Origin of the sequence: Klebsiella sp. P1954 (assembly GCF_018199955.1) — a bacterium.
In the GTDB taxonomy this organism is placed as follows: Bacteria; Pseudomonadota; Gammaproteobacteria; order Enterobacterales; family Enterobacteriaceae; genus Klebsiella; species Klebsiella pneumoniae.
In genome coordinates, this window is sequence record NZ_CP073373.1 from 3,561,869 (window position 1) to 3,583,816 (window position 21,948).

The window sequence follows — 21,948 nt, forward strand, 5'->3', positions numbered from 1 at the left end:
ACCAGATATGAATTAATCAATTGAGGCTATTATAGTCAACAGTTTTGCTGGTCTGGCGATAAGGAAAAAATGCGTCATGGCATTTTTTTTACGTTGGTGGGTCATGCAAAATAAAAAGCCGGCGGTGATCCGCCGGCGGAAAGCAACATTGTCAGGCGATTATTTGCCTTTGTTTTCCAGATTTTCAACCTGCGGTAAACCGGTTGCCGAGGAGGCGCTCAGCAGGCCAGACTGGGCATAGCCGAACAGCTTCTCGCGGGTATCGGTGATGTCCAGATTACGCATGGTCAGCTGGCCGATACGGTCTTCGGCAGTAAACATGGAATCGCCTTTTTCCATGGTCAGACGCTCCGCTTTATAGGTCAGGTTGTCTGATACCGTATTGAGGATCGAGTAGTCGTTACCGCGACGCAGTTCGAGGGTGACTTCGCCGGTGATCTGGCTGGCGACCCAGCGCTGCAGCGAATCACGCAGCATCAGCGCCTGGGAATCAAACCAGCGGCCCTGATACAGCAGGCGGCCCAACTGGCGACCGTGGGCGTGATATTGCTCAATCGTATCTTCGTTATGGATACCGGTCAGCAAACGCTCGTAGGCAATATGCAGCAGCGCCATCCCCGGAGCTTCATAAATGCCGCGGCTTTTCGCTTCGATAATCCGGTTTTCAATCTGGTCGCTCATGCCCAGGCCGTGACGACCGCCGATGCGGTTGGCTTCCAGCATCATCTCGACGTCATCGGCAAAGGTTTTACCATTCAGCGCCACCGGATGGCCCTGCTCAAAGCGTACGGTGACCTCTTCCGCAGGGATCTTCACGTTTTCGTCCCAGAACTTCACGCCCATAATCGGGTTGACGATCTTGACGCTGGAGTTCAGGAATTCGAGATCTTTCGCTTCATGGGTCGCGCCGAGCATATTGGAGTCGGTGGAGTAGGCTTTCTCGACCGACATCTTGTAATCAAAGCCGCAGGCGATCATAAATTCGGACATTTCGTGACGACCGCCGAGCTCATTGATAAAGTCGCTGTCCAGCCACGGTTTGTAAATCTGCAGTTCAGCGTTGGTCAGCAGGCCGTAACGATAGAAACGTTCGATATCGTTGCCTTTATAGGTGCTGCCATCGCCCCAAATGTTAACGCCGTCTTCTTTCATCGCCGCCACCAGCATGGTGCCGGTGACCGCGCGGCCTAGCGGCGTGGTGTTGAAGTAGGTCAACCCACCGGTGGTGTTATGGAAAGCGCCACACTGAATCGCGGCGATCCCTTCTGCGACCAGCTGTTTGCGGCAGTCGATCAGACGGGCGCCTTCAGCGCCGTACTCTTTCGCGCGGCGCGGGATAGCATCGTAGTCGTCTTCGTCCGGTTGACCCAGGTTAGCGGTATATGCATAAGGCACGGCGCCTTTTTTGCGCATCCATAACAGCGCGGCGCTGGTATCCAGTCCACCAGAGAAAGCGATACCAATACGTTGACCAACCGGGAGATGCTTGAGAATCGTCGTCATAAAATAAAACCCTGCTCGATAGACTGTGGTGAGTTCGACCCAACAACCTTAACTGCATTTTTATGCATTAATTGTGAGTATTCATTTAACCATCTTTTACTGGCGACAGGAAGTGCTTCATCATCTTTTTGCTAAAAAAGCCTGAAATACCAGCACAAACGGCAATCGGGGGCGCTAAAAAGCATGTTGACAAAATATACTAATCGCCGTTACAATTCATCTCGATTTTATGTCCCGTCTTCGGTACCAAATCCCAGCAGTATTTGCGTCTTTTGCTCAAAAAGAGTAAAATATGCCACGTTTCAGGCGCGGGGTGGAGCAGCCTGGTAGCTCGTCGGGCTCATAACCCGAAGGTCGTCGGTTCAAATCCGGCCCCCGCAACCACTTTCCCATTAAGTACTTTTTCAAATATACTGTGAGGACTAGGTGTCCTTCGTAGCCGAATTTGAAAGAATTCTTGCGGAAGGTGTTCCAGATCGCCATGGCGATCTCAGGGTTCAGTTATCTAAAGCCCCGATTTATCGGGGTTTTTTGTTATCTGACTTCAGAATAACTGGGCTATACGCCCTTTTTTTATGTCTTGGGGGTGGGTTTGTCCACATTAGAGCAAAAATTGACAGAGATGCTCACTGCGCCGGTTGAAGCGCTTGGCTTTGAGCTGGTCGGCATCGAATTTATTCGCGGTCGCACATCCACACTGCGCATCTATATTGATAGTGAAGATGGCATCAACGTTGATGATTGTGCTGATGTGAGCCACCAGGTAAGCGCCGTCATGGATGTCGAAGACCCGATCACTGTCGCTTACAACCTGGAAGTCTCTTCGCCTGGTCTTGACCGTCCGATGTTCACCGCCGAACACTATCAACGTTTCACCGGCGAAGAAGTTGCGCTGGTGCTGCGCATGGCGGTTCAGAACCGCCGCAAATGGCAGGGCATTATCAAAGCGGTAGACGGTGAGATGATCACGGTAACCGTCGAAGGCAAAGATGAAGTGTTCGCGCTGAGTAACATCCAGAAGGCGAACCTGGTTCCCCACTTTTAACAGTCTGGATTGAGGTGAAAGGCCCCGATGAACAAAGAAATTTTGGCTGTTGTTGAAGCCGTTTCCAACGAAAAAGCGCTGCCGCGTGAGAAAATTTTCGAAGCGCTGGAAAGCGCGCTGGCAACGGCCACCAAGAAAAAATACGAACAAGAGATCGACGTTCGCGTTGAAATCGACCGCAAGAGCGGCGATTTCGATACCTTCCGTCGTTGGCTGGTTGTAGAAGAAGTCACCCAGCCAACGCGCGAGATCACGCTGGAAGCAGCGCGTTTCGAAGATGAAAGCATGAACGTCGGCGACTATGTCGAAGATCAGATCGAATCTGTTACCTTCGACCGTATCACCACCCAGACCGCTAAGCAGGTTATCGTGCAGAAAGTCCGCGAAGCCGAGCGCGCGATGGTGGTCGATCAGTTCCGCGAGCACGAAGGTGAGATCATCACCGGCGTGGTGAAAAAAGTGAACCGCGACAATATCACACTGGATCTGGGTAACAACGCTGAAGCCGTGATCCTGCGTGAAGATATGCTGCCGCGTGAAAACTTCCGTCCGGGCGACCGCATTCGCGGCGTACTGTACGCTGTCCGTCCGGAAGCGCGTGGCGCCCAGCTGTTCGTCACCCGTTCCAAACCTGAGATGCTGATCGAACTGTTCCGCATCGAAGTGCCGGAAATCGGTGAAGAAGTGCTGGAGATCAAAGCGGCGGCTCGCGATCCGGGCTCTCGTGCCAAAATCGCGGTGAAAACCAACGACAAGCGCATCGACCCGGTTGGCGCTTGCGTCGGTATGCGCGGTGCGCGTGTGCAGGCCGTGTCGACTGAGCTGGGTGGTGAACGCATCGATATCGTCCTGTGGGATGATAACCCGGCGCAGTTCGTGATTAACGCTATGGCGCCGGCAGACGTCGCGTCCATCGTGGTGGATGAAGATAAACACACCATGGATATCGCGGTAGAAGCGGGCAACCTGGCGCAGGCGATCGGCCGTAACGGTCAGAACGTCCGCCTGGCTTCACAGCTCAGCGGCTGGGAACTCAACGTCATGACCGTTGACGATCTGCAGGCTAAGCACCAGGCGGAAGCGCATGCCGCTATCGATACCTTCACCAAATATCTTGATATTGATGAAGATTTCGCGACAGTGCTGGTTGAAGAAGGCTTCTCCTCGCTGGAAGAGCTGGCCTATGTGCCGATGAAAGAACTGCTGGAAATCGACGGTCTGGATGAAGCCACCGTTGAAGCACTTCGTGAGCGTGCGAAAAACGCACTGACTACGCTGGCGCTGGCTCAGGAAGAAAGCCTGGGAGATAACAAACCTGCCGATGATCTGTTGAATCTCGAAGGTCTGGATCGTGCCCTGGCATTCAAACTGGCTGCCCGTGGTGTTTGTACGCTGGAAGATCTCGCCGAGCAGGGCGTTGATGACCTGGCTGATATCGAAGGGATGACCGACGAGAAAGCTGGCGAGCTCATCATGGCCGCTCGCAACATTTGTTGGTTCGGCGACGAAGCGTAATAAACTGTAGCAGGAAGGAACAGCATGACAGATGTGACTATTAAAGCGCTGGCCTCAGAGATTCAGACCTCTGTGGATCGCCTGATACAGCAATTTGCTGACGCAGGCATCCGCAAATCGGCTGATGATTCTGTGACCTCGCAAGAGAAACAAACTTTGTTGACGCACCTGAACCGTGAACACGGCTCGGCGCCAGACAAGCTGACGTTACAGCGTAAGACGCGCAGTACGTTAAATATTCCAGGTACCGGTGGAAAGAGTAAATCGGTACAAATCGAAGTCCGCAAGAAACGCACCTTTGTGAAACGCGATCCGCAAGAGGCTGAACGCCTGGCCGCGGAAGAGCAGGCGCAGCGTGAAGCGGAAGAGCAGGCCCGTCGTGAAGCTGAAGAAGCAGCGAAACGCGAGGCGCAATTAAAAGCTGAACGTGAGGCCGCAGAACAAGCTAAACGTGAAGTCGCTGATAAAGCGAAACGTGAAGCTGCGGAAAAAGACAAAGTGAGCAATCAACATACCGACGAAATGACCAAAACCGCCCAGGCTGAAAAGATCCGTCGCGAGAACGAAGCCGCGGAATTGAAGCGCAAATCGGAAGAAGAAGCACGCCGCAAACTTGAAGAAGAAGCGCGCCGTGTAGCGGAAGAAGCACGCCGTATGGCTGAAGAAAACGAAAAAAATTGGTCTGAAACCTCAGACAGCCCGGAAGATAGCAGCGACTATCACGTCACCACATCACAGCATGCTCGTCAGGCTGAAGATGATAACGATCGTGAAGTCGAAGGCGGTCGCGGCCGTAGCCGTAGCAGCAAAGCGGCTCGTCCGGCGAAGAAAGGCAACAAACACGCTGAATCGAAAGCTGATCGTGAAGAAGCCCGCGCGGCCGTGCGCGGCGGTAAAGGCGGTAAGCACCGTAAAGGTTCCGCTCTGCAGCAGGGCTTCCAGAAGCCAGCGCAGGCCGTTAACCGTGACGTCGTAATCGGCGAAACCATCACCGTTGGCGAACTGGCTAACAAGATGGCGGTGAAAGGTTCTCAGGTCATCAAAGCGATGATGAAGCTGGGCGCCATGGCGACCATCAACCAGGTCATCGACCAGGAAACCGCACAGCTGGTTGCCGAAGAGATGGGCCACAAAGTTATCCTGCGTCGTGAAAACGAACTGGAAGAAGCCGTAATGAGCGACCGTGACACCGGCGCGGCGGCTGAACCGCGCGCACCGGTCGTGACCATTATGGGTCACGTTGACCACGGTAAAACCTCGCTGCTGGACTACATTCGTTCTACCAAGGTTGCCTCCGGCGAAGCGGGTGGTATTACCCAGCACATCGGTGCTTACCACGTCGAAACCGACAACGGCATGATCACCTTCCTGGATACCCCGGGCCACGCCGCGTTTACCTCCATGCGTGCTCGTGGCGCGCAGGCGACGGATATCGTGGTTCTGGTGGTGGCGGCAGACGACGGCGTGATGCCGCAGACTATCGAAGCTATCCAGCACGCTAAAGCGGCGCAGGTACCGGTGGTAGTGGCGGTGAACAAGATCGATAAGCCAGAAGCCGATCCGGATCGCGTGAAGAACGAACTGTCCCAGTACGGCATCCTGCCGGAAGAGTGGGGCGGCGAGAGCCAGTTCGTCCACGTTTCCGCGAAAGCGGGTACCGGCATCGACGACCTGCTGGACGCGATCCTGCTGCAGGCTGAAGTTCTTGAGCTGAAAGCGGTCCGCAACGGTATGGCGAGCGGCGCGGTCATCGAATCCTTCCTTGATAAAGGTCGTGGTCCGGTAGCTACCGTTCTGGTTCGCGAAGGTACTCTGCACAAGGGCGACATTGTTCTGTGCGGCTTCGAATATGGCCGTGTGCGCGCGATGCGTGACGAACTGGGTCGCGAAGTGCTGGAAGCGGGTCCGTCCATTCCGGTGGAAATCCTCGGCCTGTCCGGTGTGCCGGCTGCCGGTGATGAAGTGACCGTAGTGCGTGACGAGAAAAAAGCGCGTGAAGTGGCGCTGTATCGTCAGGGCAAATTCCGTGAAGTTAAGCTGGCGCGTCAGCAGAAATCTAAACTGGAAAACATGTTCGCTAACATGACCGAAGGCGAAGTTCACGAAGTGAACATCGTACTGAAGGCGGACGTACAGGGTTCTGTCGAAGCGATTTCCGATTCCTTACTGAAACTGTCTACCGACGAAGTGAAAGTGAAGATCATCGGTTCCGGCGTAGGTGGTATCACCGAAACCGACGCTACCCTGGCAGCAGCATCCAACGCGATTCTGGTTGGCTTCAACGTTCGTGCCGATGCCTCTGCGCGTAAAGTTATCGAAGCGGAAAGCCTGGATCTGCGTTACTACTCCGTCATCTATAACCTGATCGACGAAGTGAAAGCGGCGATGAGCGGCATGCTGTCTCCGGAACTGAAACAGCAGATCATCGGTCTGGCTGAAGTGCGTGATGTCTTCAAATCGCCGAAATTCGGCGCCATCGCGGGCTGTATGGTTACCGAAGGGACGATCAAACGTCACAACCCAATCCGCGTTCTGCGTGACAACGTGGTTATCTATGAAGGCGAGCTGGAATCCCTGCGCCGCTTCAAAGATGACGTTAACGAAGTCCGTAACGGCATGGAATGTGGTATCGGCGTGAAGAACTACAACGACGTTCGCGTTGGCGATATGATCGAAGTGTTCGAAATCATCGAAATCCAGCGTAGCATCGATTAATCATTTGATGGCTAAGCAGCCGGGGAAGCGAAGCGCCACCCGGCAATCATTTTAAAAAGGGGCTTTTGGCCCCTTTTTTGTCTTTATTCTGGAGAACTTATTATGGCGAAAGAATTTGGTCGCCCGCAGCGTGTGGCCCAGGAGATGCAAAAAGAGATTGCCATCATCCTGCAGCGTGAAATTAAAGATCCGCGTCTGGGCATGATGACCACCGTTTCCGGTGTGGAAATGTCCCGTGACCTGGCCTATGCCAAGGTGTATGTCACCTTCCTTAACGACAAAGATGAAGCCGCGGTGAAAGCGGGCATCAAAGCGCTGCAGGAAGCTTCTGGCTTTATCCGCTCTCTGCTGGGGAAAGCGATGCGTCTGCGCATCGTACCGGAACTGACTTTCTTCTACGACAACTCACTGGTGGAAGGGATGCGTATGTCCAACCTGGTCACCAGCGTGGTGAAACACGACGATGAGCGTCGTGTGAACCCGGACGACAGCAAGGAGGACTGATGAGTCGTCCTCGTCGTCGCGGCCGCGACGTGCATGGCGTATTGTTGCTGGACAAGCCTCAGGGCGCCTCCAGTAACGATGTGCTGCAGAAAGTAAAACGTATTTATAACGCCAACCGCGCCGGGCATACCGGCGCGCTGGATCCGCTGGCGACCGGTATGCTGCCGATCTGCCTTGGCGAAGCGACCAAGTTTTCCCAGTATCTGCTGGACTCCGATAAGCGTTACCGCGTGATCGCCAAACTTGGCCAGCGCACGGATACCTCCGATGCCGACGGTCAGGTGGTGGAAGAGCGCCCGCTGACTTTTAGCGACGAACAGCTGGCGGCGGCGCTGGACAGCTTCCGCGGCGAGACGCAGCAGGTGCCGTCGATGTATTCGGCGCTGAAATATCAGGGCAAGAAGCTATACGAATATGCTCGCCAGGGTATTGAAGTTCCGCGGGAAGCCCGGCCGATAACCGTCTATGAGCTGCTGTTTATTCGCCGCGAAGGCGATGAGCTGGAGCTGGAGATCCACTGCTCGAAAGGCACCTACATCCGGACGATTATCGATGATTTAGGTGAGAAGCTCGGCTGCGGCGCGCACGTGATTTTCTTGCGTCGCCTGGCAGTAAGCAAATACCCGGTCGAGCGGATGGTGACCCTCGAGCAGCTGCAGGCGCTGGTCGATGAGGCGGCGGCGCAGGATATTCCTGCCGCTCAGTTGCTTGATCCGCTGCTGATGCCGATGGACAGCCCGGCCTCGGATTACCCGCTGGTTAATATTCCAGAAACCTCCGCAGTCTACTTTAAGAACGGCAACCCGGTACGTCAGTCAGGCGCGCCGCTTAACGGGCTGGTGCGGGTGATGGAGAGCGAGTCCGGCAAGTTTCTCGGCATGGGCGAAATTGACGATGAAGGCCGCGTGGCCCCGCGTCGTCTGGTGGTGGAATACCCGGCGTAAGCGCTTTTCTTGCGATAAAAGCCTGCTACGAGTAGAATATCGCCGCTTAACGTCCGCTAACGTGTTTTAACATTTTCGGGCGTTGCATCAGGGGTCGCTGAATTAGAGATCGGCACCCTTTCTTTCTTTTAATTTTTGGAGTTATAAAATGTCTCTAAGCGTTGAAGCTAAAGCAAAAATCGTTTCTGAGTTTGGTCGTGGCGAAAACGACAGCGGTTCTACCGAAGTTCAGGTTGCACTGCTGACCGCACAGATCAACCACCTGCAGGGCCACTTTGCAGAGCACAAAAAAGATCACCACAGCCGTCGTGGTCTGCTGCGCATGGTTTCTCAGCGTCGTAAACTGCTCGACTACCTGAAACGTAAAGATGTTGCCCGTTACTCTGCGCTGATTGAGCGTCTGGGTCTGCGTCGCTAATTCTGCGAGTTTCAGAAAAAGGGGCCTGACGGCCCCTTTTTTCGACCGGGCGGCAGCAATTCATTCAAAACTCATGTATTGTTGCTAGTAATGATCTTCATGCAGAGGTTCGCGCGGCTAATGAGAGGCTTCATCCGCAGGGGCGGGTAAAGGTTGTCATTAGTCGCGAGGATGCAGAAGATCGGGTCAATAGACGCTATGTCGTGGATATGGCGTGATTTATAGATAAAAAGGATAGAATTTTGCTTAATCCGATCGTTCGTAAATTCCAGTACGGCCAGCATACCGTGACCCTGGAAACCGGCATGATGGCGCGCCAGGCAACGGCCGCTGTGATGGTTAGCATGGATGACACTGCGGTATTCGTTACCGTTGTGGGTCAGAAAAAAGCGAAGCCAGGCCAGGACTTTTTCCCGCTGACCGTTAACTACCAGGAGCGTACCTACGCTGCCGGTAAAATCCCGGGTGGTTTCTTCCGTCGTGAAGGCCGTCCAAGCGAAGGCGAAACCCTGATCGCGCGTCTGATTGACCGCCCGGTTCGCCCGCTGTTCCCGGAAGGCTTCGTTAACGAAGTTCAGGTTATCGCCACCGTCGTTTCCGTTAACCCGCAGGTTAACCCAGACATCGTCGCGATGATCGGTGCTTCCGCTGCGCTGTCGCTGTCTGGTATTCCGTTCAATGGCCCAATCGGCGCTGCGCGCGTGGGTTACATCAACGACCAGTACGTACTGAACCCAACCCAGGAAGAACTGAAGTCCAGCAAACTGGACCTGGTGGTTGCCGGTACCGAAGCGGCCGTGCTGATGGTGGAATCCGAAGCGGAACTGCTGAGCGAAGACCAGATGCTGGGCGCGGTGGTCTTCGGCCACGAGCAGCAGCAGATTGTTATTCAGAACATCAACGACCTGGTGAAAGAAGCCGGTAAACCGCGTTGGGACTGGCAGCCGGAAGCGGTCAACGAAGCGCTGAACGCGCGCGTGGCTGCGCTGGCTGAATCCCGTCTGAGCGATGCTTACCGTATCACCGACAAACAAGAGCGTTACGCTCAGGTTGACGTGATCAAATCTGAAACCATCGCCACGCTGGTTGCTGAAGATGAAACCCTGGACGCTAACGAGCTGGGTGAAATCCTGCACGCCATCGAGAAAAACGTGGTTCGTAGCCGCGTACTGGCCGGCGAGCCGCGTATCGATGGCCGTGAAAAAGATATGATCCGTGGTCTGGACGTTCGTACCGGCGTTCTGCCGCGTACTCACGGTTCCGCGCTGTTCACCCGTGGCGAAACGCAGGCGCTGGTTACCGCGACTCTGGGTACCGCACGTGATGCGCAGAACATCGACGAACTGATGGGCGAGCGCACCGACTCCTTCCTGTTCCACTACAACTTCCCTCCGTACTCCGTAGGCGAAACTGGCATGGTGGGGTCTCCGAAGCGTCGTGAAATCGGTCACGGTCGTCTGGCGAAGCGCGGCGTACTGGCCGTGATGCCGACTATTGAAGAATTCCCGTACACCGTGCGCGTGGTATCGGAAATCACCGAATCTAACGGTTCCTCTTCCATGGCTTCCGTCTGCGGCGCCTCTCTGGCGCTGATGGACGCCGGCGTGCCGGTAAAAGCCGCTGTGGCGGGTATCGCAATGGGTCTGGTGAAAGAAGGCGACAACTTCGTCGTGCTGTCTGACATCCTCGGTGACGAAGACCACCTCGGCGATATGGACTTCAAAGTTGCGGGTTCCCGCGACGGTATCTCTGCGCTGCAGATGGATATCAAAATTGAAGGTATCACCAAAGAAATCATGCAGGTTGCATTGAACCAGGCTAAAGGTGCGCGTCTGCACATCCTGGGCGTGATGGAGCAGGCGATTAACGCGCCGCGCGGCGATATCTCTGAATTCGCACCGCGTATCCACACCATCAAGATCAACCCGGACAAGATCAAAGACGTTATCGGTAAAGGCGGTTCTGTTATCCGTGCCCTGACCGAAGAGACCGGTACTACCATCGAGATCGAAGATGACGGTACCGTGAAGATCGCAGCGACCGACGGCGACAAAGCGCAGCATGCTATCCGTCGTATCGAAGAGATCACCGCTGAGATCGAAGTTGGCCGCATCTACAATGGTAAAGTGACCCGTATCGTTGACTTTGGCGCATTCGTTGCCATCGGCGGCGGTAAAGAAGGTCTGGTTCACATCTCGCAGATCGCTGACAAGCGCGTTGAGAAAGTGACTGACTACCTGCAGATGGGTCAGGAAGTACCGGTTAAGGTTCTGGAAGTTGACCGCCAGGGCCGTGTCCGTCTGAGCATTAAAGAAGCAACTGAACAGACTCCGTCTGCCGCAGCGCCGGAAGCTCCGGCTGCCGAGCAGGGCGAGTAAGGTTGCCGTTAGCCCTCCGCTTTTGCGGAGGGCGTTTTACGGGCAGGACGCCTCGTTTGCAGCCGGGGAACAGGACGTTCATCCAATCGTTGTCTTCGGGAGTGGGAAATGAAGCCTTTTTTGCGCTGGTGTTTCGTGGCGACAGCTCTCACGCTGGCAGGATGCAGTAGCACCGCCTGGCGTAAGGACGCCGTCCTCGCAGTACCATTGCAACCGACTTTACAGCAAGAAGTGATTCTGGCACGCATGGAACAAATTCTTGCCAGTCGGGCTTTATCCGATGACGAACGCGCACAGCTTTTATATGAGCGCGGAGTGTTGTATGATAGTCTCGGTCTGAGGGCACTTGCGCGAAATGATTTTTCACAAGCGCTGGCAATCCGACCCGATATGCCGGAAGTATTCAATTACTTAGGCATTTACTTAACGCAGGCAGGCAATTTTGATGCTGCCTATGAAGCGTTTGATTCTGTACTTGAGCTTGATCCAACTTACAACTACGCGCACTTGAACCGCGGTATCGCCCTGTATTACGGCGGCCGGGCTAAGTTAGCGCAAGATGATCTGCTGGCGTTTTATCAAGACGATCCCAATGATCCTTTCCGTAGCCTGTGGCTTTATATCGCCGAGCGTAAACTCGACGAGAAGCGGGCGCTTGAAGCACTCAGAGAGCGCTTAAACAAGTCGGATAAAGAGCAATGGGGATGGAACATTGTCGAGTTCTACCTTGGCGACATTAGCGAAAAAGAGCTGATGACTCGTCTGAAGGCAGACGCAACGGATAACACCTCGCTCGCTGAGCATCTCAGTGAAACCAACTTCTATTTAGGTAAGTACTACCTAAGTCTGGGGGACAAGGACAGCGCTACGGCACTGTTCAAACTGGCGGTCGCCAACAACGTACACAACTACGTTGAGCACCGATACGCATTGTTGGAATTATCGCTCTTGGGCCAGGAGCAAGATGACCTGGCAGAATCGGACCAGCAATAGCTGACGAACACATCAGCCCATAGTTTTTTGCTTGCCATCACCTTCGCGGGTGAGGGCGTTGTTGTTCGTTAATACACCTACTTTGAGCCGGTTCACACTTTTCAATGAAAATTACCGTAAATTTTCACGATGAGTTATGTAGACTGGCCGCCATTAATTTTGAGGCACACGTACTACATGGCTGAATTCGAAACCACTTTTGCAGATCTGGGCCTGAAGGCTCCTATCCTTGAAGCGCTCACCGATCTGGGTTACGAAAAACCATCTCCGATCCAGGCTGAGTGCATTCCGCATCTGCTGGACGGCCGCGACGTTCTGGGTATGGCCCAGACCGGTAGCGGTAAAACCGCAGCATTCTCTTTACCGCTGCTGAACAACATCGATCCTGAGCTGAGAGCACCGCAGATTCTGGTGCTGGCGCCGACCCGCGAACTGGCGGTACAGGTTGCTGAAGCAATGACGGAATTCTCTAAACATATGCGCGGCGTGAACGTGGTTGCCCTGTACGGCGGCCAGCGTTATGACGTGCAGCTGCGCGCCCTGCGTCAGGGTCCGCAGATCGTCGTCGGTACCCCGGGTCGTCTGCTGGACCACCTTAAGCGCGGCACCCTGGACCTCTCCAAACTGAGCGGCCTGGTACTGGATGAAGCAGATGAAATGCTGCGCATGGGCTTTATCGAAGACGTAGAAACCATTATGGCGCAGATCCCGGAAGGGCATCAGACCGCGCTGTTCTCCGCCACCATGCCGGAAGCTATCCGTCGCATTACCCGTCGCTTTATGAAAGAGCCGCAGGAAGTGCGCATTCAGTCCAGCGTGACGACTCGCCCGGATATCAGCCAGAGCTACTGGACTGCCTACGGCATGCGTAAAAACGAAGCGCTGGTGCGTTTCCTGGAAGCGGAAGACTTTGATGCGGCGATTATCTTCGTCCGTACCAAAAACGCGACCCTGGAAGTAGCTGAAGCGCTGGAGCGTAATGGCTACAACAGCGCGGCGCTGAACGGCGACATGAACCAGGCGCTGCGTGAGCAGACTCTGGAACGCCTGAAAGATGGTCGTCTGGATATCCTGATTGCGACTGACGTTGCGGCCCGTGGCCTGGACGTTGAGCGTATCAGCCTGGTGGTGAACTACGACATCCCAATGGATTCTGAATCCTACGTTCACCGTATCGGCCGTACTGGTCGTGCCGGTCGTGCTGGCCGCGCGCTGCTGTTCGTTGAGAACCGCGAGCGTCGTCTGCTGCGCAACATCGAACGCACCATGAAGCTGACCATTCCTGAAGTGGAACTGCCTAACGCGGAGCTGCTGAGCAAGCGTCGTCTGGAAAAATTCGCCGCGAAAGTTCAGCAGCAGCTGGAAAGCAGCGATCTGGATCAGTACCGTGCACTGCTGGCGAAAATCCAGCCGACGGCGGAAGGTGAAGAGCTGGACGTGGAAACGCTGGCTGCTGCGCTGCTGAAGATGGCTCAGGGCGAACGTTCGCTGATCGTTCCGCCGGACGCGCCGATGCGTCCACGTCGTGAATTCCGCGATCGTGACGATCGTTTCGACCGTCGTGGCGACCGTAATGATCGCGGCCCGCGCGGCGATCGCGAAGATCGTCCGAAGCGTGAGCGTCGTGACGTGGGTGACATGGAGCTGTATCGCATTGAAGTGGGTCGCGATGACGGCGTTGAAGTGCGTCATATCGTTGGCGCGATCGCCAATGAAGGCGATATCAGCAGCCGTTACATCGGTAACATCAAGCTGTTCGCTTCTCACTCCACCATTGAGCTGCCGAAAGGGATGCCGGGCGAAGTGCTGCAGCACTTTACTCGTACCCGTATCCTGAACAAGCCGATGAACATGCAGCTGCTGGGCGATGCGCAGCCGCGCACCGAACGTCGTGGCGGCGGTGAGCGTCGCGAAGGCGGCCGTGGCTTCGGCGGCGAGCGTCGTGAAGGCGGCCGTGGCTTCGGTGGCGAACGTCGTGAAGGCGGTCGTGGTGAAGGACGTCGTTTCAGCGGCGAACGTCGTGAAGGCCGTGCGCCGCGTCGTGACGATGCATCCGCGCCGCGCCGCGATGACTCAGCCGGTCGCCGTCGCTTCGGTGGCGATGCGTAATCAACGCCGCCCGCTAGCGTAAACTAAATAATACAGCCCCGATCGTCATGATTGGGGCTTTTTTTATTCCCTTTGTACTCGTGTACTGGTACAGTGCGTCATGCTCAACGTGAGCGAAGTATTTTCGACTGGAGAATTCGGTAAATGGCGACACTAACCACTACGGCAACCCGTCCGTCTCTGTTTGGCGGCGTGGTGATTATCGGCGGCACGATTATCGGCGCGGGCATGTTCTCGCTGCCGGTGGTGATGTCCGGCGCGTGGTTTTTCTGGTCGCTGGCGGCGCTGGTCTTCACCTGGTTCTGCATGCTGCACTCCGGTTTGATGATCCTCGAGGCCAATCTTAACTACCGCATCGGCTCCAGCTTCGACACCATTACCAAAGACCTGCTCGGCAAGGGCTGGAACCTGGTGAACGGTGTATCAATCGCCTTTGTGCTCTATATCCTGACCTACGCCTATATTTCGGCGAGCGGTTCGATCCTCCACCACACCTTCAGTGAACTGTCGCTGAAGGTGCCGGCGCGCGCGGCGGGCTTCGGCTTTGCGCTGCTGGTGGCGTTTATCGTCTGGATGAGCACCAAAGCGGTGAGCCGCATGACGGCTATCGTACTGGGCGCTAAGGTGATCACCTTCTTCCTGACCTTCGGTAGCCTGCTCGGGCACGTCGAGCCGACGACGCTATTTAACGTTGCGGAGAAGAATGCCTCCTATGCGCCATACCTGCTGATGACGCTCCCGTTCTGCCTGGCCTCGTTTGGCTATCACGGCAACGTGCCGAGCCTGATGAAATACTACGGAAAAGATCCGCGCACCATCATCCGCTGCTTAACCTACGGTACGCTGCTGGCGCTGGGTCTGTATGTCGTTTGGCTGCTGGTGACGATGGGTAACATCCCTCGTCCGCAGTTTATCGACATCGCGCAGAAGGGCGGCAACATTGATGTGCTGGTGCAGGCGCTGAGCGGCGTGCTGAATAGTCGGAGCCTGGATCTGCTGCTGGTGGTGTTCTCGAACTTTGCTGTCGCCAGTTCGTTCCTCGGCGTGACGCTGGGGCTGTTCGACTACCTGGCGGATCTGTTTGGCTTTGACGATAGCGCGATGGGACGCTTTAAAACCGCGCTGCTGACCTTTATCCCGCCGATGATTGGCGGACTGGTCAAACCCGATGGTTTCCTCTACGCCATCGGCTATGCTGGCCTGGCGGCGACGATCTGGGCGGCGATTGTACCGGCGCTGCTGGCTCGCGCCTCACGCAAACGCTTCGGCAGCCCACAGTTCCGCGTTTGGGGCGGAACGCCAATGATTGTGCTGATCCTGCTCTTTGGCCTCGGCAATGCGGTTGTACATATCCTGTCGAGCGTCAATCTGCTGCCGGTTTATCAGTAAAGCTATTGCCCGGTGGCGCGACGTCCACCGGGCTGACGTGTGTGTTACCCCAACAGCTCCTCTTTCACCTGCATCGCTAAATCGAAAGAATGCAGACGCGCCTGGTGGTCGAAGATCTGGCCATTGACCATGATTTCGTCCGCCTCGGTTTCACGCAGAATCGACTCTAGCCCATGGCGGACTTTAGTTTTATCGCCGACCAGCGACATGCTCAGTGCCTGCTGCACACCATACTGCTCGGACGCTGACCACAGCTGATGCATATTTTCCACCGGCGGCGGCAACTGCCCGGTCTCGCCGCGACGCAGCTTCACAAACGCCTGCTGCATGGAGGTGAAGAGAAACTCCGCATCGCGGTTGCTGTCGGCGGCGATGATATTGATACACACCATCGCGTACGGTTTTTCCAGCCGCGCCGAAGGTTTGAAATTGCTGCGATACAGATGCAGGGCCTGGAACAACATATCCGGCGCGAAGTGCGAGGCGAAGGCAAACGGCAGGCCGAGCTGCGCCGCCAGTTGCGCGCTATAGAGGCTTGAGCCCAGCAGCCATACTGGAATGCGCTCCCCGTAGCCGGGAACCGGGCGCACGTGCGGGTTCGGATCGCGGGCGTCAAACCAGTCCACCAGTTCCGCTACATCGCGCGGGAAATTATCGACATCGCCGCTCATATGGCGACGCAGGGCGCGCATGGTCGGCTGATCGCTGCCCGGCGCGCGGCCAAGGCCGAGGTCGATCCGCCCGGGGTAAAGGGTGTTCAGGGTGCCGAACTGCTCAGCTATCACCAGTGGAGAGTGGTTAGGCAGCATCACGCCGCCGGACCCGAGATGCAGGGTGGTGGTGTTGGCGGCGAGATAGCCAATCAGCACCGAGGTCGCTGCGCTGGCAATGCCGACCATATTATGGTGCTCCGCCAGCCAGTAGCGATGATAGCCGCGCGATTCGGCCAGCCGGGCGAGATCCAGAGAGTGGGTAAAGGCTTCTTTGGCAGAAGATCCTTGCGGGATCGGCGCCAGATCGAGCACCGAGAATGGAACAGATTTGTCAGTCATAAAGGCTCACTTTGCTACAGCATCGTCATCAGATTGAAGGTCTTCTTCCAGCCTGGCGCATCCTGGACGCGCCAGCCAGAAAAGCTGCATCTTTAATAATGCATTAAAATCTGAGCACTGTTGTTAACAAAGTGAGCGGTTTATCAGGCCTGAAGCACCAGTCCTGGCAATCGTTTCCAGTAGCCGTTGCAATCGCTATTGCTGGTGAGATCCAGCGGCGCAGCGCCGTTTTCGTTGGCGCGGAAGGCCTCGAGCATGGCGAAGGTCTCGTTGCCCATCGGCGACAGGCGCACCATATCCACCAGGCCGTGCATGGAGGTCAGCTCATTGCCCAGGTTATAGACGTAGCCGCTCATGGTCTGAATACCGTTGAGCACGAACACCTGCTGGTTCTCCTGCGACAGCATGCTGCGCCCGGTTGGGTACTTGATGCAGCAGGTTTCGCACTCGTCCTTTGGCCGGTCTTCCGAGCGGGCGGTAAAGCAGCGCGCGGAATAAGCCAGCGGCAGATGGCCGTAGCTCAGCACTTCGACTTCAAACTGGTTGCGGATACCCAGCTCTTCGCACTGGGTCAGTAAATTAGCCAGCCAGTCGCGGGAGAGTTCCACCGGCATGCACCAGCGCACCATGCCCTGTTTCCGCAGCAGGCGCAGGGTGACGGCGTTGTAGCAGTTCAGCGCATGCCCGGCGACGAACGGTAGCTTGCGTTCGGCGCAGAGATTTACCACGCCCAAATCACTGGCCTCAATCAGAAATTCGCCGTTATCGACATAGCGCTTCAGCTCGCCCAGTTCAGAAGAGGCCTGCACCAGCGCGAGGGTGGAGAGCACAACCTGCTTGCCGCTAGCGGCCAGCGTTTTCGCCATTTCGATCCAGTCGCCAACTTTGGTGGCGCGGCGTTTGCTGCATACCGCTTCGCCGAGATAAATGGTGTCGGCGCTGCAGTTTGCCGCCTGCAGGTAAAAATCTTCCAGCGTCTCTTTTGGCCAGTAGTACAGCACCGGCCCTAATGAATATTTCATGTTTCTCACTGCCATTTACGGTGATAAGCGCCAAGGGTAGTTTGTGTCCCCTCGGACATGGCGCCCAGGGTCTCCATCCAGGCGGACTGCGGTACGAAATTCTGCGGATCGGCTTTGCAGCGATCGATCGCCTGGCGCCAGACTTTCGCCACCTGGGTCACGTAAGCCGGGCTGCGCTGACGGCCTTCGATTTTCACCGAGGCGATATTGGCGGCCATCAATTCCGGCAACAGTTCCAGGGTGTTGAGGCTGGTGGGCTCCTCCAGCGCGTGATAGCGCTCGCCATCAACCAGGTAGCGGCCTTTGCACAGCGTCGGATAACCGGCATTTTCGCCATCCTGATAACGGTCAATCAGCACTTCGTTGAGACGCGATTCCAGCCCCTGCGGCGTTTGCTGCCAGCGTACGAAGCGGGCAGGCGAACAGGCGCCGACGGTGTTGGGCGATTCGCCGGTCAGGTAGGAAGAGAGATAGCAGCGGCCTTCCGCCATGATGCACAGGCTGCCGAAGGCGAAGACTTCCAGCGGCACCGGCGTAGCGCGGGCCAACTGTTTCACCTGATGAATAGACAACACGCGCGGCAGTACGACGCGCGCGACGTCGAAGTTGCGATGATAGAAGCGAATGGCCTCTTCATTGGTGGCGGAAGCCTGCACCGAAACGTGACGCTCAATGTGTGGGTAACGCTCCGCAGCGTACTCCAGCATGGCGATATCGGCCAGAATGAGCGCATCGGCGCCCAGCTGAGCGGCCATATCCACTGCTCGCTGCCAGCGGGCGTAGCCGTCGGGATGAGCGAAGGTATTGATGGCGATATGCAGCTTACGACGGTGCTGATGCACAAAGCTGACGGCTTCCTGCAGTTTCTTTTCGGTGAAATTAAGGCCGGCAAAGTGGCGGGCGTTGGTGTCATCTTTCAGCCCGATATAGACGGCATCGGCGCCGTTTTCGATGGCCGCCTTAAGCGCCGGAAGGTTACCGGCTGGGCAGAGCAGCTCCATAATTTTTCCTGAAAAATGCGGCCCGTCAGGGACGCTGAATGGTTAACGAGCAGGGATTTTAGTTAACCTTCTGGTGACAATTTTTGATTTGAGGCAGTTAAAAGTGTATTGGCGGCGCCAATAACTGGCGGCCGTCATCGCGTTTTTGTTGATTTACGCCGCTATGTTGTTTATGTGATATGGCACAATAGCGGAACTATTGCATTCATGGAGTAAAGCTTGTGTTGGATAAACTGCGTTCCCGGCTGGTCCACTTTGGCCCGTCTTTAATGAGCGTGCCGGTTAAGCTGGCGCCTTTTGCCCTCAAGCGCCAGGTGCTGGAGCAAGTGCTGAGCTGGCAGTTTCGCCAGGCGCTGGCGGAGGGGGAGCTGGAGTTTCTTGAGGGGCGTTGGTTAAGTATTCATGTGCGTGACATCGGTCTGCTGTGGTATACCTCGGTAGTCGATGGTCGACTGGTGGTCAGCCAGCAGGCCGACGCCGACGTCAGCTTCAGCGCCGACGCCAGCGATCTGTTAATGATCGCCGCGCGCAAGCAGGATCCGGATACGCTATTCTTCCAGCGTCGTCTGGTCATTGAAGGCGATACGGAGCTGGGGCTGTATGTAAAAAATTTGATGGACGCCATTGAGCTCGAGCAGATGCCAAAAGCGCTGCGCGTGATGTTGCTGCAACTGGCGGATTTTGTCGAAGCTGGACTGAAGAGCCCGCAGAAACCTGAACAGACATCGGTAGGTGAGGCATGCTGATTCGAGTGGAGATTGGGATTGATGCACCGGGAATCGACGCGCTGCTGCGTCGTACCTTCGGCCGCGATGCCGAAGCGCAGCTGGTGCACGATCTGCGTGAAGATGGACTGATCACGCTGGGGGTAGTGGCGACGGATGATGAAGGCCAGGTGATCGGCTACGTTGCCTTCAGCCCGGTGGCGGTGGAAGGTGAAGAGCTGCAGTGGGTCGGCCTGGCGCCGCTGGCGGTAGATGAACGCTACCGCGGACAGGGCATTGGCCGGCAGCTGGTTTATGAAGGGCTGGACTCGCTGAATGAGTTTGGCTACGCCGCGGTGGTGACGCTGGGCGAACCGGATTTATACCGTCGCTTCGGCTTTGAACCGGCCGCGCGCTTCGATCTCCGCTGCCGCTGGCCGGACAGCGCCGAGGCGTTCCAGGTTCACCGTCTGGCGGATGACGCCCTCGACGGCGTCCATGGCCAGGTAGAATACAGCGAGCACTTTAATCGTCTTTAAGCCTTGCCAGCAGGGTTTCGAAGGCATCCTCTCCGGCAACGAGGCGCTCTTTTTCGCGCTTCGTTAGCTGCTTGACGCGATATTCCAGTCGCAATGCAAGTGAGTGTTCACCAACTTCGTGGCTAAAGGCCAGCTGCAGGTCGCCTTTGCCGCGCAACGCCTTTGCGCCTTTTCCCGCCTGATGCTGGCGAAAGCGGCGTGGCACGTCGGTGGTGATGCCGGTATAAAGGCGATTATCCGCGGTTCGAATGAGATACAGAAACCAGCACACGGTCACAAAGTCACTATGGTAAGGTGTGTGCACCATAGCATAATGGAGAAGAAAGATGGATACGCTTGCCGCCATTGGTCGCTGGCTGAGTAAACAGCACGTCGTCACCTGGTGCGTCTCCCGTGAAGACGAGCTGTGGTGCGCGAATGCCTTTTACGTCTATGACCCGGATACCGTGGCCTTTTATCTGCTCAGCGAGGAGCACACCCGCCATGGCCAGATGACCGGACAGAGGGCGAAGGTGGCCGGCACGGTTAACGGCCAGCCAAAAACGGTGGCCCTGATCCGCGGCGTGCAGTTCAAAGGCGAGATCCGTCGTCTGAGCGGTGACGAAGAGGCGCGAATGCGCCAGCGCTACGTCAAGCGCTTCCCGGTGGCCCGCATGCTGTCGGCGCCGGTATGGGAGATTCGTCCGGACGAAATCAAATTTACCGACAACACGCTGGGTTTCGGGAAAAAATTATACTGGCGGCGTGATGCCGGCGCCGAGCAGGCGTAGCGCTTCGCGATTGAAGGCCGGCAGATCGTCCGGCGTTCTGCTGGTGACCAGCTGTTCGTTATCGACCACCACCTCCTGGTCGTAAAACTCGCCCCCGGCGTTTTTCACATCCACCACAATCGGTTTCACCGCCGTGAGCTTACGTCCGCGGATCACATCGGCGCTGATCAGCAGCTGCGGACCGTGGCAGATGGCAAACACCGGCTTACCGCCGTTGACAAAATCGCGGGTAAAGGTGACGAAGCGTTCATCACCACGCAGCTGGTCGGGAGAGTAGCCCCCGGGCAGCAATAAGGCATCAAATTCACCCGGTGTGACGTCATCGATGGCTCTGTCGATGGCGACCTCGGCTTCTCCCTGCTTACCCTTCACCGTTTTGCCAGCCTGCTTTTCGATCGTGATGACCTGATGCCCGGCGAGCTTAAAGGCTTCGGCGGGAGAGGTAAATTCAGAATCTTCAAAGTCGTCGGTAATGAGGACGGCTATCTTTTTACTCATGCTTCCTCCACTGTCTGGATGGTCAATGAGGTAATTCCATGATGATGGTGGATACTTACCTTGTAAGGTATTAAGCCTGGAACATGAGCCTGAAAGTGCAAGGCGGAGAATTCTGTAAAGGAGAACCAATGAGTCAGGTATTATTAACCGGCGCGACCGGGTTAGTTGGCGGTCACTTACTCCGGCTGCTGCAGAATGAGCCCCGTATAAGCACCATCGCCGCGCCGACGCGTCGCCCGCTGGCGCCAGCGGAAGGTGTCTTTAATCCTCACGATCCCCAGCTGACCGATGCCCTGGCGCAGGTGGTTGACCCGGTGGATATCGTCTTCTGTTGCCTGGGAACGACGCGCCGGGAGGCCGGGAGCAAAGAGGCCTTCGTCCATGCTGACTACACGCTGGTGGTTGATACCGCGCTGACCGGCAAACGACTGGGTGCGCAACATATGCTGGTGGTTAGCGCGATGGGCGCCAACGCCCACTCGCCGTTTTTCTACAATCGGGTGAAGGGGGAAATGGAGGCGGCGCTGATTGAGCAAGACTGGCCGCGGCTGACCATCGCCAGGCCGTCGATGCTGTCAGGCGAGCGGGAAAAAAAGCGGACCAATGAGACCTTCCTCGCACCATTGTTCCGGCTCTTGCCGGGGAACTGGAAATCCATTGCGGCCCGCGATGTGGCGATCGCCCTGCTGGCGGAGGCGCTGTCGCCCACCCACGAAGGGGTGCGAATTCTGACATCATCGGAACTACGGGAGCGCGCCGCGCGGCAGGCTGAATAGCGGTTTGCAAACGCAGGCTTCCGGCGTAGTATTCACGGCTTCAATTCATATCCACATTTCTTGCTGGGGAATG

At 56.3% G+C, this 21,948-nt stretch carries 21 protein-coding genes and 1 tRNA gene; 16 read left to right on the forward strand and 6 right to left on the reverse strand.

Annotation, left to right across the window (positions count from 1 at the left end; genetic code table 11):
• Positions 1 to 159: 159 nt before the first annotated feature.
• Positions 160 to 1,503: an argininosuccinate synthase gene (gene argG, locus KB890_RS17080; protein WP_004144895.1), complete on the reverse strand. Its 1,344-nt coding sequence runs from the start codon at positions 1,501 to 1,503 to the stop codon at positions 160 to 162.
• A gap of 307 nt (positions 1,504 to 1,810) precedes the next feature.
• On the opposite strand from argG, the gene KB890_RS17085 reads away from it, so the two are divergent.
• From KB890_RS17085 to mtr, 12 genes are all read left to right on the forward strand, one after another.
• Positions 1,811 to 1,887: transfer RNA gene (locus tag KB890_RS17085), tRNA-Met, on the forward strand.
• Positions 1,888 to 2,095: 208 nt separating this feature from the next.
• Entirely contained in the window at positions 2,096 to 2,548 is a 453-nt protein-coding gene (gene rimP, locus KB890_RS17090; protein ID WP_002918364.1) for a ribosome maturation factor RimP, read from the forward strand.
• 27 nt (positions 2,549 to 2,575) lie between these two features.
• Entirely contained in the window at positions 2,576 to 4,063 is a 1,488-nt protein-coding gene (gene nusA, locus KB890_RS17095) for a transcription termination factor NusA (RefSeq protein WP_002918252.1), read from the forward strand.
• Between the two features lie 24 nt (positions 4,064 to 4,087).
• Complete coding sequence (infB, locus tag KB890_RS17100) at positions 4,088 to 6,778, forward strand: translation initiation factor IF-2 (RefSeq protein ID WP_002918250.1); 2,691 nt, start codon at positions 4,088 to 4,090, stop codon at positions 6,776 to 6,778.
• A 102-nt stretch (positions 6,779 to 6,880) separates the two neighbouring features.
• Complete coding sequence (gene rbfA, locus KB890_RS17105; RefSeq protein WP_002918248.1) at positions 6,881 to 7,282, forward strand: 30S ribosome-binding factor RbfA; 402 nt, start codon at positions 6,881 to 6,883, stop codon at positions 7,280 to 7,282.
• A complete protein-coding gene (gene truB / locus KB890_RS17110; protein WP_004144892.1) occupies positions 7,282 to 8,226 on the forward strand; it encodes a tRNA pseudouridine(55) synthase TruB in 945 nt (314 codons plus the stop codon). The genes rbfA and truB overlap by 1 nt, the downstream gene beginning before the upstream one ends.
• 148 nt (positions 8,227 to 8,374) lie before the next feature.
• Positions 8,375 to 8,644, forward strand: a complete 270-nt coding sequence (gene rpsO, locus KB890_RS17115; RefSeq protein ID WP_002918244.1) for a 30S ribosomal protein S15 — start codon at positions 8,375 to 8,377, stop codon at positions 8,642 to 8,644.
• Between the two features lie 242 nt (positions 8,645 to 8,886).
• On the forward strand, positions 8,887 to 11,022 hold the full coding sequence (pnp, locus tag KB890_RS17120; protein ID WP_004150944.1) for a polyribonucleotide nucleotidyltransferase: 2,136 nt from the start codon (positions 8,887 to 8,889) through the stop codon (positions 11,020 to 11,022).
• Between the two features lie 108 nt (positions 11,023 to 11,130).
• Positions 11,131 to 12,015 carry a lipoprotein NlpI gene (nlpI, locus tag KB890_RS17125; protein WP_002918241.1) on the forward strand — a complete coding sequence of 295 codons (885 nt, stop codon included), beginning with the start codon at positions 11,131 to 11,133 and terminating at the stop codon, positions 12,013 to 12,015.
• Between the two features lie 104 nt (positions 12,016 to 12,119).
• On the forward strand, positions 12,120 to 12,200 hold the full coding sequence (gene yrbN / locus KB890_RS17130; protein WP_085903200.1) for a protein YrbN: 81 nt from the start codon (positions 12,120 to 12,122) through the stop codon (positions 12,198 to 12,200).
• Positions 12,193 to 14,124, forward strand: coding sequence for an ATP-dependent RNA helicase DeaD (deaD, locus tag KB890_RS17135; RefSeq protein ID WP_004150943.1), 1,932 nt, complete (start codon positions 12,193 to 12,195; stop codon positions 14,122 to 14,124). Before yrbN ends, deaD begins: the two co-directional genes overlap by 8 nt.
• Positions 14,125 to 14,268: 144 nt before the next feature.
• Positions 14,269 to 15,513, forward strand: coding sequence for a tryptophan permease (mtr, locus tag KB890_RS17140; RefSeq protein WP_004185824.1), 1,245 nt, complete (start codon positions 14,269 to 14,271; stop codon positions 15,511 to 15,513).
• A gap of 44 nt (positions 15,514 to 15,557) precedes the next feature.
• Here the strand turns inward: mtr and KB890_RS17145 are convergent, their stop codons facing one another.
• The 3 genes from KB890_RS17145 to ubiU form a co-directional block, all read right to left on the reverse strand.
• Entirely contained in the window at positions 15,558 to 16,565 is a 1,008-nt protein-coding gene (locus tag KB890_RS17145; RefSeq protein WP_002918234.1) for a luciferase-like monooxygenase, read from the reverse strand.
• A 143-nt stretch (positions 16,566 to 16,708) separates the two neighbouring features.
• Positions 16,709 to 17,587 (reverse strand): U32 family peptidase, encoded by an 879-nt coding sequence (locus KB890_RS17150; protein ID WP_020325274.1) that lies wholly within the window; start codon positions 17,585 to 17,587, stop codon positions 16,709 to 16,711.
• Between the two features lie 5 nt (positions 17,588 to 17,592).
• Positions 17,593 to 18,588: a ubiquinone anaerobic biosynthesis protein UbiU gene (gene ubiU / locus KB890_RS17155; RefSeq protein ID WP_002918232.1), complete on the reverse strand. Its 996-nt coding sequence runs from the start codon at positions 18,586 to 18,588 to the stop codon at positions 17,593 to 17,595.
• Positions 18,589 to 18,809: 221 nt separating this feature from the next.
• On the opposite strand from ubiU, the gene ubiT reads away from it, so the two are divergent.
• Both ubiT and KB890_RS17165 read left to right on the forward strand, forming a co-directional pair.
• Positions 18,810 to 19,334, forward strand: coding sequence for a ubiquinone anaerobic biosynthesis accessory factor UbiT (ubiT, locus tag KB890_RS17160; protein ID WP_002918231.1), 525 nt, complete (start codon positions 18,810 to 18,812; stop codon positions 19,332 to 19,334).
• Positions 19,328 to 19,831, forward strand: a complete 504-nt coding sequence (locus tag KB890_RS17165; protein ID WP_022631432.1) for a GNAT family N-acetyltransferase — start codon at positions 19,328 to 19,330, stop codon at positions 19,829 to 19,831. The genes ubiT and KB890_RS17165 overlap by 7 nt, the downstream gene beginning before the upstream one ends.
• Here the strand turns inward: KB890_RS17165 and KB890_RS17170 are convergent.
• The gene (locus KB890_RS17170) at positions 19,818 to 20,108 is read right to left on the reverse strand and encodes a GIY-YIG nuclease family protein (RefSeq protein ID WP_002918226.1); all 291 of its coding nucleotides are present in this window, start codon (positions 20,106 to 20,108) and stop codon (positions 19,818 to 19,820) included. The two genes, KB890_RS17165 and KB890_RS17170, sit on opposite strands and share 14 nt — an antisense overlap.
• Before the next feature lie 49 nt (positions 20,109 to 20,157).
• Between KB890_RS17170 and KB890_RS17175 the strand changes: the two genes are divergently transcribed.
• Positions 20,158 to 20,601 (forward strand): YhbP family protein, encoded by a 444-nt coding sequence (locus KB890_RS17175; protein WP_020325263.1) that lies wholly within the window; start codon positions 20,158 to 20,160, stop codon positions 20,599 to 20,601.
• On the opposite strand, the gene KB890_RS17180 is transcribed toward KB890_RS17175, so the two are convergent.
• Positions 20,563 to 21,099 (reverse strand): type 1 glutamine amidotransferase domain-containing protein, encoded by a 537-nt coding sequence (locus KB890_RS17180; RefSeq protein WP_002918221.1) that lies wholly within the window; start codon positions 21,097 to 21,099, stop codon positions 20,563 to 20,565. The two genes, KB890_RS17175 and KB890_RS17180, sit on opposite strands and share 39 nt — an antisense overlap.
• A gap of 128 nt (positions 21,100 to 21,227) precedes the next feature.
• On the opposite strand from KB890_RS17180, the gene KB890_RS17185 reads away from it, so the two are divergent.
• Positions 21,228 to 21,875, forward strand: a complete 648-nt coding sequence (locus tag KB890_RS17185; protein ID WP_020317103.1) for an NAD(P)H-binding protein — start codon at positions 21,228 to 21,230, stop codon at positions 21,873 to 21,875.
• Positions 21,876 to 21,948 lie beyond the last annotated feature (73 nt).

What these genes read in the sequence shown, in the direction of transcription:
- argG (WP_004144895.1), bottom strand. Translation starts at nt 1,503, where the DNA reads ATGACGACGATTCTCAAGCATCTCCCGGTTGGTCAACGTATTGGTATC.
- nusA (WP_002918252.1), top strand. Translation starts at nt 2,576, where the DNA reads ATGAACAAAGAAATTTTGGCTGTTGTTGAAGCCGTTTCCAACGAAAAA.
- infB (WP_002918250.1), top strand. Translation starts at nt 4,088, where the DNA reads ATGACAGATGTGACTATTAAAGCGCTGGCCTCAGAGATTCAGACCTCT.
- rbfA (WP_002918248.1), top strand. Translation starts at nt 6,881, where the DNA reads ATGGCGAAAGAATTTGGTCGCCCGCAGCGTGTGGCCCAGGAGATGCAA.
- truB (WP_004144892.1), top strand. Translation starts at nt 7,282, where the DNA reads ATGAGTCGTCCTCGTCGTCGCGGCCGCGACGTGCATGGCGTATTGTTG.
- rpsO (WP_002918244.1), top strand. Translation starts at nt 8,375, where the DNA reads ATGTCTCTAAGCGTTGAAGCTAAAGCAAAAATCGTTTCTGAGTTTGGT.
- nlpI (WP_002918241.1), top strand. Translation starts at nt 11,131, where the DNA reads ATGAAGCCTTTTTTGCGCTGGTGTTTCGTGGCGACAGCTCTCACGCTG.
- yrbN (WP_085903200.1), top strand. Translation starts at nt 12,120, where the DNA reads ATGAAAATTACCGTAAATTTTCACGATGAGTTATGTAGACTGGCCGCC.
- deaD (WP_004150943.1), top strand. Translation starts at nt 12,193, where the DNA reads ATGGCTGAATTCGAAACCACTTTTGCAGATCTGGGCCTGAAGGCTCCT.
- mtr (WP_004185824.1), top strand. Translation starts at nt 14,269, where the DNA reads ATGGCGACACTAACCACTACGGCAACCCGTCCGTCTCTGTTTGGCGGC.
- KB890_RS17145 (WP_002918234.1), bottom strand. Translation starts at nt 16,565, where the DNA reads ATGACTGACAAATCTGTTCCATTCTCGGTGCTCGATCTGGCGCCGATC.
- KB890_RS17150 (WP_020325274.1), bottom strand. Translation starts at nt 17,587, where the DNA reads ATGAAATATTCATTAGGGCCGGTGCTGTACTACTGGCCAAAAGAGACG.
- ubiU (WP_002918232.1), bottom strand. Translation starts at nt 18,588, where the DNA reads ATGGAGCTGCTCTGCCCAGCCGGTAACCTTCCGGCGCTTAAGGCGGCC.
- KB890_RS17165 (WP_022631432.1), top strand. Translation starts at nt 19,328, where the DNA reads ATGCTGATTCGAGTGGAGATTGGGATTGATGCACCGGGAATCGACGCG.
- KB890_RS17175 (WP_020325263.1), top strand. Translation starts at nt 20,158, where the DNA reads ATGGATACGCTTGCCGCCATTGGTCGCTGGCTGAGTAAACAGCACGTC.
- KB890_RS17180 (WP_002918221.1), bottom strand. Translation starts at nt 21,099, where the DNA reads ATGAGTAAAAAGATAGCCGTCCTCATTACCGACGACTTTGAAGATTCT.
- KB890_RS17185 (WP_020317103.1), top strand. Translation starts at nt 21,228, where the DNA reads ATGAGTCAGGTATTATTAACCGGCGCGACCGGGTTAGTTGGCGGTCAC.